General features: G+C 68.3%; 10 protein-coding genes. 4 read left to right on the top strand and 6 right to left on the bottom strand.

Annotated elements, in window-relative coordinates:
• Nucleotides 1-214 precede the first annotated feature (214 nt).
• Entirely contained in the window at nt 215-2,893 is a 2,679-nt protein-coding gene (locus JIG36_RS35415) for a hypothetical protein (protein WP_203380783.1), read from the top strand.
• A 17-nt stretch (nt 2,894-2,910) separates the two neighbouring features.
• Here JIG36_RS35415 and JIG36_RS35410 read toward each other — a convergent pair whose 3' ends face one another.
• The 5 genes from JIG36_RS35410 to JIG36_RS35390 form a co-directional block, all read right to left on the bottom strand.
• Entirely contained in the window at nt 2,911-4,005 is a 1,095-nt protein-coding gene (locus JIG36_RS35410; RefSeq protein ID WP_203380782.1) for an ABC transporter ATP-binding protein, read from the bottom strand.
• Nucleotides 4,002-4,985: an ABC transporter ATP-binding protein gene (locus JIG36_RS35405; protein WP_203380887.1), complete on the bottom strand. Its 984-nt coding sequence runs from the start codon at nt 4,983-4,985 to the stop codon at nt 4,002-4,004. Before JIG36_RS35405 ends, JIG36_RS35410 begins: the two co-directional genes overlap by 4 nt.
• 5 nt (nt 4,986-4,990) lie before the next feature.
• Nucleotides 4,991-5,935: an ABC transporter permease gene (locus JIG36_RS35400; protein WP_203380781.1), complete on the bottom strand. Its 945-nt coding sequence runs from the start codon at nt 5,933-5,935 to the stop codon at nt 4,991-4,993.
• Complete coding sequence (locus JIG36_RS35395; RefSeq protein WP_203380780.1) at nt 5,932-6,939, bottom strand: ABC transporter permease; 1,008 nt, start codon at nt 6,937-6,939, stop codon at nt 5,932-5,934. Before JIG36_RS35395 ends, JIG36_RS35400 begins: the two co-directional genes overlap by 4 nt.
• Nucleotides 6,940-7,035: 96 nt before the next feature.
• Nucleotides 7,036-8,703, bottom strand: a complete 1,668-nt coding sequence (locus JIG36_RS35390; protein WP_203380779.1) for an ABC transporter substrate-binding protein — start codon at nt 8,701-8,703, stop codon at nt 7,036-7,038.
• Between the two features lie 140 nt (nt 8,704-8,843).
• On the opposite strand from JIG36_RS35390, the gene JIG36_RS35385 reads away from it, so the two are divergent.
• Both JIG36_RS35385 and JIG36_RS35380 read left to right on the top strand, forming a co-directional pair.
• The gene (locus JIG36_RS35385; RefSeq protein WP_203380778.1) at nt 8,844-11,498 is read left to right on the top strand and encodes an AfsR/SARP family transcriptional regulator; all 2,655 of its coding nucleotides are present in this window, start codon (nt 8,844-8,846) and stop codon (nt 11,496-11,498) included.
• Nucleotides 11,499-11,640: 142 nt separating this feature from the next.
• Nucleotides 11,641-12,843, top strand: a complete 1,203-nt coding sequence (locus JIG36_RS35380) for an MFS transporter (protein ID WP_203380777.1) — start codon at nt 11,641-11,643, stop codon at nt 12,841-12,843.
• On the opposite strand, the gene JIG36_RS35375 is transcribed toward JIG36_RS35380, so the two are convergent.
• The gene (locus JIG36_RS35375) at nt 12,840-13,262 is read right to left on the bottom strand and encodes a hypothetical protein (protein WP_203380776.1); all 423 of its coding nucleotides are present in this window, start codon (nt 13,260-13,262) and stop codon (nt 12,840-12,842) included. The genes JIG36_RS35380 and JIG36_RS35375 overlap by 4 nt on opposite strands.
• Nucleotides 13,263-13,498: 236 nt before the next feature.
• Here JIG36_RS35375 and JIG36_RS35370 point away from each other — a divergent pair, with 236 nt between their 5' ends.
• The gene (locus tag JIG36_RS35370; RefSeq protein ID WP_203380775.1) at nt 13,499-14,437 is read left to right on the top strand and encodes an NADP-dependent oxidoreductase; all 939 of its coding nucleotides are present in this window, start codon (nt 13,499-13,501) and stop codon (nt 14,435-14,437) included.
• Nucleotides 14,438-14,440: the final 3 nt, after the last annotated feature.

Raw genomic sequence — 14,440 nt, 5'->3', positions numbered from 1 at the left:
TGCGCGAAGGACGACATTGTCCGCCTCGCAGTGCACGCGTGTGGCGAGACTCCGACGCGCTGAACGAACCGCCGATCATATCAGTGCCGCGAAGTCCTTTGGATCTCTTTACCTTCCGAACTCGTGCATTGCTTATTGGCAAGCGGGAAAGGGGTGGCTTGTTGGGTACGGGCAGACTATTGCGCGCGACCGCCGGTGATTCTACTAAGGAGTGATGCGGTTCCGGGATCGACCATGGCGTCTCATCGCAACCCTGTCGCTCCTGGTAGCAGGGCTTCTTGGTGCCGCTTTGGTCGGTAATTCGACCGGTTTCTATGATCTCGATGCCGAAGCTGCAGAAAGCGATCATGACAGTGAGATCCGGGCCCATCCAGGGCGAAGCCTGGACGCCTCCTGTTACGTGGAACCCGCTTCGCGCCCCGCCGTGGGGTGCAGCTACAAGCTGACTTTGCGCGCGGAAGATCAATTGGTCCAGGCTTGGAATCGTGATGAGCTCGGCATCGGAAACCTCGTCGATGTGATCGGGCTCCCGTATTCGTGGACCTTCAGTGATCCGACTCTTGACTATCTGCAGGATCGATCCGTGGTGAGTATGGCCTTCACGGGCGGATACGAGCAGCTACTCGATCCCTCTACGGGCGCCGAGGACGTTGTCTTTGCCAGTGCTGTGGGCGGGGACTCACTTGTACGCCGGCAGACCTGGCATATTCACACAACGACCGCTGTGATCGCTGGTGTCACGGCGTCGAAACCAGATGTCATCAATGCGAAAGGGATTGAGCTGCAGTTCGATCCCGGTTCAGCCGAAGATAACCTGACAGTGTCCATCGGTGCAGGTGTGCCAATATTTGCGGAAAATGAGGTCAGGGATCCCGATCGGCCGATTCTGCCCCGGGCGGAAGGCGACGTCGCGGTTCTGATGTCGACGTTCTACTGGTCAGTTTGTGGTCTGCTGCCTTGGATAGCTTTGGCCGTGCTTACACGTCGGAAACGTCATCCCACGGCTCTTATCGCGAACCGGGTAGCGGTGGCTATTGTCTTTCTGGCGGCGGCGTCGTCGGTATGGATCGGTTTGAGTGAACTGGGGTGGTGGCCCGCGGTCGGGTCGAGATGGGAATGGTTCTTTCCCTCGGCTGCTTCGGCGGGTGGTGTGTCAGCATTGATATCCCTGACGTTAGTGGCGTTGCCGGTCGCATTCGTTGCGGTGTTCAACGGTGGGCGCGGACTGCCGCACCTTGAGTGGAGTGCCGTCCGGTCGGCCTTGATATTCTCGATCTGTTTCCTGGGCTGGGCGGCATACAGCAGAACAACCGATGGTGTAGAAATATCATTTGGCTGGCCGGTCATTGCCGGATTGGTTCTTCTGCTGACTTCCTCCTGGTTTCTACCGGGAGAAGCAACACGTCATTATATTGGTTCTGTTGCGTCCCGGGGAAACCCTCTCTCCAAGGCGGCTCTATGTCTTGGAACAGCGGTAATCGCCATGGTTGCCGCTGTCGTGCTCGCGAATCAAGGGAAAGAAGCAACGGCGTCGGCGGGTTGGTTCGCCTTGGGGATCGGCGTCCTGGTGACGCCGATCGTGACTGTGCTGATGCGCGAAGCCGAGGTTGGGTGGCCGAGCGGACGAATCGCGGCCCATATGTTGGCTGTCCTGTCCACGTTGCCTCCGGTCCTGGTTGTTTCCGATCCGTCCGGCGTCCTCGACGCCATGGTGGACACGAGTAGTGCGATCCTCGTCGGTGGTTACATGATCACTTTGCTTGGCATCGTGACTGTCATTCTGTCCGTCACCTATCTGCGTTCTGCGGCGGCCACCGGCTCTGCGCTGCGAAATCCGCTGGCGTGGGTTGCGGCAACGGTTCTGGTGGCATCGTTGGCGCGGGTTCCCAACGCGCGGTCGTTCGGCGACTTCGCCGCTCCGGTCCTTGCGCTTCTGTTGTTCCTGATCTGGTTCAGGGGGAACCTGGGTCGGGGGGATATCCGAACCCTTTCGTCAATTACCAAGCCCGACCACAAGATGCTTGTGCGCGCTGCGTTGCGTCAGCGTTTCATGGTCGCGACCGCTGAGGACTTGTTTCGCTCTGCGCGCAGTAAAATCGTGTCTGGCGAGGTCGATCTGCCCGAGTACGACGAGCTTCAGGCTCGCCTTGACGATGCTGCCACACGTAATTCCGGCTATCGGAAGGGTGGCAGTAGTGCGATGACTCTTGAGCGCGCAGCGTTTGGCAGCCACGTCGGGGACCTGCCGTGGAGGTCAGGTTCGGTTGCCGCCGGATACGCTCTGCTGCTGGCGCTGCCGGCAATCGCTATTGACGGATGGGCATTCGTGACCGTAAACGCTAACGAGAATGTCGTTACGATCAGCGGTGCCGCGATCGTGGCTGCGTTGTTCTACTTGTTGCGATGGATCGGATATGGACTGTTGTTCGGGTACTTTTACCCCGTAATTCGAGGCTCCAATGCCATGAGTAAGGCCCGGACGCTCATGGTGCTGATGATAGTCCCGGAAACTCTTCAAGTAGTCGCGAACTCCGTGGCGCGAGGCGCTACCGGAGCCTCAGTCCTGCCTTGGCTGGAGCTCGGAACTCCGACGTCCGGCGCAACTGTGGTCCTCGGTGTAGCAGTTCGCGCCGGCCAAGTCATAGTCTTCTGCATGGTGCTCGGCTTGCTCTGGGAACGGCGCCTGTGTGATCAGGCGGGCGTGGCTTGGAGCCGCCTTCGGAGTTTCCGGAGTTTGCGTTCTCTCGGGGCGCCGGTCACTGCGATTGTTGTGGCGGGGGCAACGACAGCAGCTACTGCCATCGCGACGATCGCGGTCGCTTCGGTGTTCGCGACGTCGCCCGCGCCGCCGCCAGCTGCCGACAAGGCCGGTCAAGCTGGGACGTCCAAGTAGGTGACGAGTGGCCCTGCCTACTGGGTGGGCAGGTCGGGCTGGGTAGGGATCAACTCGCCACCCGCGTCGGCGCCGGGCGAGTCGGGGCGGACCAGCTCGGCTCGGACCTCGTGTGGGCGCAACTTGCCGCTCAAGATCTCGGCGGCGAAGTGGCACGCCACCCGTTGGCCGGAATCGTCGAAGACGCGCAGAGCAGGGCGCTCCGAAGCGCAGCGCAACTGCGACCAAGGACAACGCGTGCGGAAACGGCAACCGCTGGGCGGATTGGCGGGTGAAGGCAGGTCGCCGGCCAGCAACATCCGCTCGCGGCGGTCCTCCACGCGCGGATCAGGGATGGGCACGGCCGACAGCAAAGCCCGCGTATAAGGGTGCAACGGCCGCGAATACAGCTGATCCGCCGACGCCTCCTCCACGAGCGCACCCAGATACATCACGCCGATTATGTCCGAGATGTGCCGGATCACCGCCAGGTCGTGGGCGATCACCAAGTAGGTCAAGCCCAACGAGTCCTGCAAGTCGCCCAGCAGGTTGACCACCTGAGCCTGGATCGACACGTCCAACGCCGACACCGGCTCGTCGGCCACGATCAGCTCGGGGCCCAGCACCAGGGCCCGCGCGATGCCGATCCGCTGGCGTTGGCCGCCCGAGAACTCGTGGGGATATTTGCTCAGGGCCGATGCCGGCAGGCCGACCGCGTCGAGCGTGGACTTCAACCGGGTCGGGGCGTCCGCGTGCAGGCCGTGCGCCTTCAAGCCCTCCACCAGCAACGACTGCACTGACTGCCGGGGATCCAAGCTCGACATCGGGTCTTGGAACACCATCTGCATGCGGCGGCGGAACTGGCGCATCTTCTCGCCGGCCAGGGCCCGTACGTCGGTGCCGTCGAACTTGATGCTGCCGCTTGTGGGCTCGACCAGGCGCAGCAGGCCGCGGCCCAGCGTCGACTTGCCGCAGCCTGACTCGCCGACCAGGCCGTACGTCTCGCCTTTGGCGATGGTCAGCGAGACACCGTCGACGGCGTAGACGTGGCCGACCGTACGGTCGAAGAGCAGGCCGCTCTTGATCGGGAAGTGGACCTTCAGGTCGTCGATCTCGACCAGCGCGTCGCTCATACCGCCACTTCCTTCGGTACGGGGTTGGTGCACCGCAGCGCGCCGCCGCGGAAAGTGGGCTCGAGCGGCACCGTCTCGCCGATGCAGTCGTCGACCAGCCGGTCGCAGCGCGGGGCGAACGCGCAGCCCTCCGGCCACGGGATGTTGTCGCTGACCGAGCCGCGGATCTGGTGCAGCCGCTCGCCCCGGTCGACGTCGAGGCGGGGGACCGACTGCAGCAGACCGTGGGTGTACGGGTGCCGGGGCTCGGCGAACAGGTCGTGCCGGTAGGCCCGTTCGACGACCTTCCCCGCGTACAGGACGTTGACCGTGTCGCAGAGCCCGGCCACCACGCCCAGATCGTGGGTGATCATCACCAGGGCCGTGCCGGAGTCGTCGACCAGCTCCTTGAGCAGCGTGAGGATCTGGGCCTGGATGGTCACGTCGAGCGCCGTCGTCGGCTCGTCGGCGATCAGCAGGCGTGGCTTGCAGGCCAGGGCGATCGCGATCAGGGCCCGCTGCCGCATGCCGCCGGAGAGCTGGTGCGGGAACTCCTTGAGCCGGCGCGCGGGGTCGGGGATGCCGACCGCGTCGAGCAGTTCCCGGGCCTCGCGCAGGGCCGCCTGCCGGGTGCGGCCCTGGTGGCGTTCCAGCACCTCGGCCACCTGGACGCCGAGCGGTATCACCGGGTTCAGGGAGGACAGCGGGTCCTGGAAGATCATGCCGATGTCGCGGCCCCGCCAGTCCCGCAGGTCCTTGGGGCGCAACGTGAGCAGGTCGGTGTCTTCGAAACGGACCTCGCCGGTGACCTTGTTGCCGCGCCGGGGGAGCAGACCCATGATGGCCAGGCTGGTCACCGACTTGCCGCAGCCCGATTCGCCGACCAGCCCGACGGTCTGGCCGGGTTCCACGGTGAAGCTGACACCGTCCACCGCCCGTACGGGCCGTGTTCCTCGTCTTTCGAAGGTGACCGAGAGATCGCGGACGTCGAGCAGGGGCATGACCGTCACCGCCGGTTCTTCGGGTCGAGCGCCTCACGGATGCTTTCGCCCAGCAGGGTGAAGCCGAGGGCCACGAGGATGATCGCCAGGGCCGGGAAGTAGGCCAGCTCGGGCCGTACCTCGAAATAGCGGACGCCGTCGACGCCCAGCATCAGGCCCCACTCGGCCCGGTTGATGTCGGGGTCGCCGAGGCCGAGGAACGACAGCGCGGCCGCGTCCAGGATCGCCACCGCGAACGTCAGCGTGGCCTGCACGATGACCGCGGTGAGCGAGTTCGGCAGCATGTGCCGCAGCACGATGTCGCGTCGTTTCACGCCCAGCGCGCGGGCCGCCAGCACGTGGTCGCTCTCGCGTTGCGCCAGCATCGACCCGCGCAGCAGCCGGGCGAAGATGGGTACGTTGACGATCGCGACCGCGATGATCACCGTCCACTGGGTGGACCGGCTGGCCAGCGCGACCAGGGTGATCGCCAGCAGCAGGCTGGGCAGGGCCAGCATGACATCGGTCAGCCGCATCAGCAGGTTGTCGACCCAGCCCCCGATCGCACCGGCCAGAGCGCCCAGCAGCACGCCGATCAGCAGGCCGATGAGGGTGGCGAGCACGCCCACGAACAGCGTCTGGCGGGCGCCGAAGATCATCCGGGACGCGAAGTCACGCCCGAGCGGGTCGCTGCCCAGCGGGTGGCCGGCGGTGGCGCCGGGGATGCTGTCGACGGTCAGCTTCTGGGTGAGTTCGGGAAACCGCTGGATCGGGTCGTGCGGCGCCACCAGCGGCGCGAAGATCGCGATGACCAGGAACAGCAGGATGATGGTGCCCCCGACGATCGCGGTCGGGTTGCGCAGCAGCCGCCGGCCGGCGTCCCGCAGGAGGCTGACCCCGCCCGGCTCGGACGTGCGGGCGATCAGCTCGTCGATGCGGCGGCGCTTGTGGTCGGAGAGGGCCCGGGTCATCGCACACGCACCCTCGGGTCGATCACCGCGTACGAGAGGTCGACCAGCAGGTTGACCACGACGAAGACGGCGGCGGCGAGCAGGATCAGAGCTTGCAGTACGGGGTAGTCGCGGCTGCCCCCGATCGAGTCGGTGATCAGCGTGCCCAGCCCGCCCCAGTTGTAGACCTTCTCGGTCAGGACCGCGCCGGCCAGCAGCGCGCCGGTCTGCAGGCCGATGATCGTGACGACCGGCAGCAGCGCGTTCCGCAGCACGTGCCGCTTGCGGATGGTCGGGTTGCGAAGACCTTTGGCGTCCGCCGTACGGATGTAGTCCTCGTCGAGCACATCGAGGACGCTGGCCCGGGTGATCCGGATGATGATCGCCAGCGGGATGGTGGCCAGCGTGACGGCGGGCAGCACCAGATGCCACAGCGCGTCGGCCGAGGCGTCGAGTTCGCGGGTCAGCAGCCCGTCCAGCACGAAGAACCCGGTCACGTCGGTGTTGTCCATGCCGGTGCTGATCCGGCCCGACGGCGGGAACAGGTGCAGGCCCTGGGTCAGCCAGTCCTTGAGCAGATAGCCCAGGAAGAAGATCGGGATCGAGATGCCGACCAGGGTGACGATGATGGTCGCGTTGTCGAGCAGCCGGCCGCGGTGCCGGGCCGCGAGGTAGCCCAGCGGGACACCGAGCCCGATCGCGATGATGATGGCCGCGACCGCCAGCTCGACGGTGGCCGGGAAGGCACGGCTGATCACCTCGGTCACCGGCTCGCCGGTACGGATGGAGTTGCCGAAGTTGCCGGTCACCACGTTCTTGAGGAACCGGCCGTACTGCACCCAGATCGGCTGGTCGTAGCCGAGGGCCCGGGTCAGCAGTTCGCGGGTCTGCGGGGTCGCCCGTTCGCCCAGCAGCGCGTCGACCGGGCCGCCGGGCAGGCTGCGCAGCCAGAAGAAGACCAGGGTCATCAGGGCCAGCAGGGTGACGACCAGCTGCACGAGCCGGCGCGAGATCACTCTGAGCATGGGTTTTCCTTTGTGTCACGCCGAACCGAAACGCCGGAACCGACGCGCCGGACCGCCCCAGGGCGGCCGGCGCGCCGGATTGTCGCGCTGGAACGCTTACTTGGTGACCGAGACCGTGTTGAACTCCTCCGCGGTCAGGGGGCTCGGCACCAGGCCTTCGACGTTCTTGGTGGTGGCCAAAGCCGGCGGCGCGTGCCAGATCGGCACGGCCGGCAGCCACTTGGCCGCCAGGTCGCGGTTGACCTGCTCGAACGCGGTCTTCTTGGCGGCCTGGTCGACGGTCGCGTCGGCCTTGCCGATGGCGTCGAACATCTCGGTCATGGCCTGGTCGCCGAACTCGACCTTGCCCCGGCCGAAGAACGTGCCCACGAAGTTGCCCGGGTCGTTGTAGTCGCCGGTCCAGCCGAGGATGTGCAGGTCCTGCTTGCCGAACTGCTGCACGTCGTCCTTGAACCCGCCGTTCCAGGGCCGCGGCACGCCGTTGACCTTGATGCCGGCCGCCTGCAGGTCATTGGCCAGCACCGTGAAGATCTCCTGCGGGTTCGGCATGTACGGCCGGGTCACCTCGGTCGGGTAGTAGAAGTTGAGGGTCAGCCCGGTCGCGCCGGCCTCGGACAGCAGCTGCTTGGCCTTGTCCACGTTGTACTCGTACTTCTGCACGTCCTGGGCGTAGCCGAGCACGGTGTTGGGCAGGAACTCGTCGGCCACCGCGGCGCCGCCCGGCCCCTTGGTCTGCACCAGTTGCGCGCGGTTGAGGGCGTACGCGATCGCCTGGCGTACGCGCAGGTCTTTGAGCTTGGGGTTCTTCTGGTTGATGCCCAGATAGAGGATGTTGAAGGCGGGCCGGTCGAGCACCTTGTAGCCCTCGTCGGCCAGCGCCTTGCGGTCGGCCGGGGCCGGGTAGTCGATCGCCTGCACCGTGCCCGCGCGCAGCTCCTGCTTCCGGGTGTTCTCATCCTTGATGATCTTGATGATCATCTTGTCGACCTTGGCCTTGTCGCCCCAGTAGTCGGCGTTCTTGTTCAGCGTGATCTCGCCGGTGGCCTTGTTCCAGCCGCCGAACGTGAACGCGCCGGTGCCGGTCGGGTGCTCGTTGGCGAAGGCGCTGTACGAGAACGAGTCACCGTTCTGCGTGACGGTGTCGGAGTCGTACTGCTTCATCGCAGTCGGGCTGGCGATCGAGAACGCGGTGAGCGTGAACGCGCCCGGGAAAGCGCCCTTGTAGCGGGTCATCGTCACGACCGCGGTCGAGGCGTCCTGCGCCTTGCAGTTGTCGTAGACGGCGTCCTTGCTGCCGGCGAACCCGCCGAAGACGTCCTGGTAATAGATCATCTGGGACTGGGCGGCCTCGCCCTTCATATTGAACCAGCGGTCGAAGTTCGCGCAGACGGCCGCGGCGTCGAGCGGGCTGCCGTCGTGGAACTTGACGCCCTGGCGCAGCTTGAACGTCCAGACCTTGCCGGACGCGTCGTTCTCCCAGCTCTCGGCCAGGCCGCCGGTCAGTTCGGCGGTGCCGGGCTTGTGGGTGATGAGGGTGTCGTACATCTGCCGGATCGGCCGGAACGACTCGCCGTCGTCGTTGAAGATCGGGTCGAAGTTCTTCGGGTCGCCGGCGCCGGCGAAGATGAACGTGCCTCCGCTCGCCGAGCCCTCTCCGCCTCCGTTGTCGCGGTCGCTCTCCGCACAGCCGGCCGCGCCGATCGTCAGCACCGCGATGGTGCCGGCCGCGAGGGCCGACCGGAGCCCTTTCCCTGATGCACGCATCTATCCACCTCGTCCTATGGGTACGGACAATGTCGTGCGGTGACGAGTGGTCACCGATGGCGAGACACTAACCACTGACGGCCGTGAAAATGGCGGGTTGGTATCGGATCGTGTCCTATGTGGTCCAAGATCGAGGATCGATGTCGCTGGATCTTGAGGTACGTCTGCTGGGGCCGGTCGAGCTGTGGGCCGGTGATCGACAGCTGCCGATCGGGGAGCCCCGTCAGCGCGCGGTGCTGGCCGCCCTCGCCTGTGAGGCGGGCCGGGTGGTGACCGCCGAGACGCTGATCGACCGGGTCTGGGGCGAGTCGGCCCCGGCCCGGGCCCGGCACACCCTGCAGTCCCATCTGGCCCGGGTGCGGGGTGCGCTGCGACGCGGCGGCCGGGACGCGCTGATCCGCCGGTCCGGCGGTTACCTGATCGACCTGCCCGCCGACGGGGTCGACCTGTTGCGGTTCCGCGAGCTCACCGGGAAGGCGCACGGTGACGTCGAGCGGCTGCGTTCGGCCGTACGGCTGTGGCGCGGCGAGCCGCTGGCCGGGCTGGCCGGTGACTGGGCGGCCGCGATGCGCGCCGCCTGGGACCGCGAACGTCTGCTCGCCGTCGTGGCCTGGGCCGAGGCCGAGCTGGAGTCGGGTGACCCGGCTTCGGTGATCGGGCCGCTCGGCGCCATCACGCAGGAGCAGCCGCTGGTCGAGCCGGTCGCGGTCGTGCTGATGCGGGCCCTGCACACGATCGGCCGCACCGCCGACGCGCTCGGCCAATACGCGGCGTTGCGCCGCCGCCTCGCCGACGAGCTGGGCGCCGATCCCGCCCCGGCCACCCAGGCCGCGTACGCCACCATCCTGACCAGCAACGGCACCGTGGCTACGGTCCCGTTCGAACCGGTGCCGGCCCAGTTGCCGGCCGACGTGACCGGCTTCGCGGGCCGGGCCGAGGCGCTCACCGCCCTCGACAAGGTCTCCTCGCTGGCCGTCATCGGCGGATCGGCCGGCGTGGGGAAGACCGCCCTCGCGGTGCACTGGGCGCACCGCGCGGCCGCCCGCTTCCCCGACGGCCAGCTCTATGTCGACCTGCGCGGATTCGGGCCGCAGCGGTCGGCGATGGAACCGGGAGAGGCGGTCCGCGGCTTCCTCGGTGCGCTCGGCGTACCGGCGCCGCGCATCCCGGCCGAGGCCGACGCCCAGTCGGCGCTGCTACGCAGCCGGCTGGCCGGCAAGAGGCTGGTGCTGGTGCTCGACAACGCCCGCGACAGCGACCAGGTGCGTCCCCTGCTGCCCGGCGCGGGTTCCTGCGTGACGATCGTGACCAGCCGCAACCAGCTGACCGGGCTGGTCGCCGCGGACGGCGCGACCCCGGTGCGGCTCGACGTGCTCAGCCCCGGCGAGGCCCAGGAGCTGCTGGACCGGCGGCTCGGCGCGGACCGGACGGCGACCGATCCGGCGGCCGGGGACGCCATCATCGGGTTGTGCGCGCGGCTGCCGCTGGCGCTCACGCTGGCCGTCGCGCACGCCGTCATGCAGCCCGAGCTCGGTCTGGCGGCGCTGGCCGAGGGCCTGGCCGGCACGCGGGAGCGGTGGTCCACGCTGGCCGGCGACACCCCCGACACGGACGTACGGGCGGTGTTCTCCTGGTCGTACGAGGCGCTGACGCCGGCCGCGGCGCGGTTGTTCCGGCTGATCGGCCTCCATCCGGGCCCCGACTTCGCGGCCGCCGCGGTGGGTTCGGCCGGGCAGCTGTCCGAGCTGGTGCGCGCGAGCCTGATCACCGAGCACGCACCCGGTCGATACCTCGTGCACGACCTCATGAAGGCGTACGCGCAAGAACTGGAACTTGATCTGGACGCGCGGGACGAGGCCGAGACCCGATTGCTCGACCACTATCTCGGCACCGCGGTCGCGGCGGCGATGCTGCTGGCACCGACCCGGCTCGCCCCGATCCTGCCGATCGAGCCGGCGCGCCCGGTGCCGGACGCCGAGACGGCGATGCGCTGGTTCGCCGCGGAACGGGCCGTGCTGCTCGCCTGGGCCACGCACACCGGTGGTGACCGGGCCTGGCAGCTGGCGTGGACCCTCGACACCTTCCTCTACCGGCAGGGCCCGTGGCACGACCTGGTCACCGTGTGGGAGGCGGCGCTGGCCACGGTCGGCGACGAGCGGGCGCGGGCTTACGCGTACGGACGGTTGGCCCGAGCCTGGACCCTGCTCGAGCGCGCGGCCGAGGCCGATCGGAACTACCGGCTGGCGCTCGACCACTACGACCGGGCCGGCGACCGTGCGGGACAGTCCAGCGTGCACCACGAGATGGCGATCCTGTGCGAACGGCAGGGCCGGATGCGGGACGCCCTGGCCCACGCCGAGCGGGCCCTGGAGATCTCGGACTACGGCACCGCCAACACGCTCAACACCATCGGCTTCTACCGCGCCCAGCTCGGCGACTTCACCGGCGCGCTGGAGGCCTGCGAGCAGGCCCTGGCGCTCTACGGCGACAGCGGCGACGTCGACAACCGGGCCGCCGTCTGGGACAGCCTCGGCTTCATCCGGCACGGCCTGGGGGAGTACGACACCGCGGTCGACTGTTACGAGACCGCGCTGCGGCTGTACCGGCAGGTCGGCGACCGCTACTGGGTGGCCGACACCCTGGTCCACCTGGGCGACACCCACCGGGCCTGCGGACGCGACGCGAAGGCGGCGGCGGTGTGGCGCGAGGCGCTCGGCATCTACGAGGACCTGGGCCACCCCAACGCGGCCGACGTGCGGGAGCGGCTGGCCGCAGGAATTCCGCAGGGTTCGTGAGAGATCGTCGATCCCGACCTGATGTCAGGGAAGGGAGTCCGGCATGAGCACGAACAGCAAGGGTGCCACCTGGGGCCGCCGCGGGGCGACCTGGGGTTAGGGGAAACGGCGCCGCCCGGGACGTCGGGCGGCGCCACCCATCATGGCGACGTATCGCGAGCTTTTCGGCTTCCGGGAATTCCGTTTCCTGTACGCGGGTCAGGTCCTGTCGTATCTGGGTGACCAGGTGGCGGCAGTTGCCGTGGCCGTTCTCGTCTTCGACCGGACGGATTCGGCGCTGCTCTCGGCGATCGCGTACGCGAGTGCGTGGCTGCCCGGCGTTTTCGGGGGTCCGATCCTTTCCACGTACGCGGACCGGTTGCCCCGCCGCGCCGTGCTGATCGGATGTGACATCGCCCGGGCGGCCCTCATCGCGTTGGTGGCCGTGCCCGGCCTGCCGCTGTGGGTGGCGATCGTCCTGCTGTATGCGGCCCACCTGTTCTCGCCCCCGTTCGTGGCGGCCCGCGCGGCGATCATGCCGGAGGTACTGCCCGGCGAGGCGTATATCGCCGGCAACGGCCTGAGCAACATCACCTCGCAGTTGGGCCAGTTGTTCGGGTTCGTGGCCGGCGGTGTGATCGTCGCGGCGGTCGGCCCGGTCTGGTCGTTGCTGGGCAATGCGGTGACGTTCGTGCTGTCGGCCCTGCTGATCGCGGCCGGCATCGTGCATCGCCCGGCCGCGTTGCCCGAGGGTTCGCCGGAGGGTCTGCTGGCCCAGACCCGGGACGGTTTCCGTTACATCCTGGCCGATCCATGGCTGCGGACGTGTCTGGCGCTGGTATGGGTGGCCAGTGCCTTCTCGTTCGCGCCCGAGGCGATCGCCTATCCCTATGCGGTCACGTTGGGCGGTGGCCCGGCCGCGGCCGGTCTGTTGCTGGCCGCGCCCTGCGTCGGCTTCCTGCTCGGCGCGATCGTGTTCACCCGCGTGGTGACCCCGGAAACCCGGGAGCGCCTGCTGCGCCCGGCCGCGCTGCTGTCCACTCTGGCGCTGACCCCCGCCCTCGCCCACCCCGGCCTGCCCGTGGTGCTGCTGTTGCTCGTGCTGGCCGGCGCCGGAGCCTCCTTCATCGTCCCGCTCAACGCCGTCTTCGTCCGCCGGGTGGCCCCGGAGTTCCGCGGTCGCGCAATGGGCGTGGCTTCCTCGGGCCTGCTGGTCGGCCAGGGCCTCGCCTTCCTCGCGGCGGGCGCCGCCGTGCAGGCCGGCCTGACTCCGGCCACGGTGGCCGGCCTGAGCGGCCTGCTCGGCACCGCAGCCGTGCTGACCGTCAGGCGCGCCCCCACGCCGATCGAGGCCAGGATTCCCTAGGTATAGGTTCCGGCGGCGCTGCCGGTCACGAGGCAGGGAATCGGGTTGCCCGCCACCCGGTAGAAGCCGCCCAGCACCACCTCGACGGTGGTGGGCCCGCCGGCCGGAAGGGTGCCGATGACCCGCTTGGTCAGGCTGGACCGGAAGAACAGGGTGCCCTGCTGGGTGTGCAACCGGCCCGAGCCGTTGACCACGATGTACTCGGTGAACGAGTAGGCGACCGCCCGCTTGGCCCCGCTGAACCCGGCCGTGACGATGTAGTGCCCGAGCCCGTCGAACCGCAGGACGGGCTGCAGACCCAGGCCACAGGCCCCCGCCCCACCCGACGCAGCCTGGGCCGGCGCCGCGGCGACGGTGCCCCCGAGCAGCGCGGCCGTCGTCAGGCCGAGCACGCCGGCGATGATCCGGGACTTCTTCATGGTTCCTCCAAGGCTTGCGGTGTGTCCGCCTCCGAAGCGGAGTTCGCAGCCAACACGGACCGCCAAGCCCCGAGGTTCACGGCAATTTCCGTCAGTTCCAGCTCTGCTGGGCGGCTCCATGTTGCTGTGCCTGACGCCACAGGTCGACGTGTTGCTTCGAATTCGAAGCGGGGCTACCTTGGGTCGCAGATGCTTCGAATTCGAAGCGGAACAGCGGGAGCATGAGGAGCAGGACCATGAAGGCAGTGCGTTTCCACGAGTACGGCGATCCGGGCGTCCTGCGGTACGAGGACGTCGAGCAGCCCCTTCCCGGCGCCGGTCAGGTGCGGGTCCGGGTCGCTGCGACCTCGTTCAACGGAGTCGACGCCAATATCCGCGGCGGCTTCATGCAGGGGCCGATCCCGGTGACCCTGCCGCACACCCCGGGCATCGACGTCTCGGGCACAGTCGACGCGCTCGGCGACGGCGTGACCGGCTTCCAGGTCGGTGACCGGGTCATCGGGTTCCTGCCGATGACCGCCGACGGCGCTTCGGCCGAGTTCGTGCTGGCCCCGGCCGGGATCCTGACCGCCGCCCCCGCCGGCATCGAACTCGCCGACGCCGCGGCGCTGCCTGCGGTGGGGCTCACGGCGTGGCAGGCGCTGTTCGAGCACGCCAAGCTGACCACCGGGCAGCGCGTGCTGATCAACGGCGCCGGCGGTGCGGTCGGCGGCTACGCCGTGCAGCTGGCCAAGCAGGCCGGCGCCCACGTGATCGCCACGGCCGGGCCCCGCAGTCGCGACCGGGTCATGGCCGAGGGCGCCGACGAGGTCATCGACCACACGACGGCCGATGTCGCCACGGCGGTCGGTGAGCCGGTCGATGCGGTGCTCAACCTCGCACCGATCGACCCGGAGCGGCTGGCGGCGTTGCCCGGCCTGATCCGGCCCGGGGGAGTGCTGGTCAACACCACGGTGTGGATGCCCGCCCCCGGTGACGAGGAACGCGGCGTACGGGGAATCGATCTGTTCGTCCGCAGCGACGCCGAGCAGCTGGCGCACCTGGTGGCCCTGGTCGACCGGGGTGAGCTGCGCGTCGAGGTCGCCCGCCGGGTGCCACTGGCCGAGCTGCCCGCCCTGCACGCCGACGCCGCCGCCGGGAAACTGCCCAGCGGCAAGGTCGTCATCACCGTCTGAGAA

Source organism: Paractinoplanes ovalisporus (assembly GCF_016834655.1).
GTDB classification, from domain to species: Bacteria; Actinomycetota; Actinomycetes; order Mycobacteriales; family Micromonosporaceae; genus Actinoplanes; species Actinoplanes ovalisporus.
This window is presented reverse-complemented; position numbering and strand designations above follow the sequence as displayed.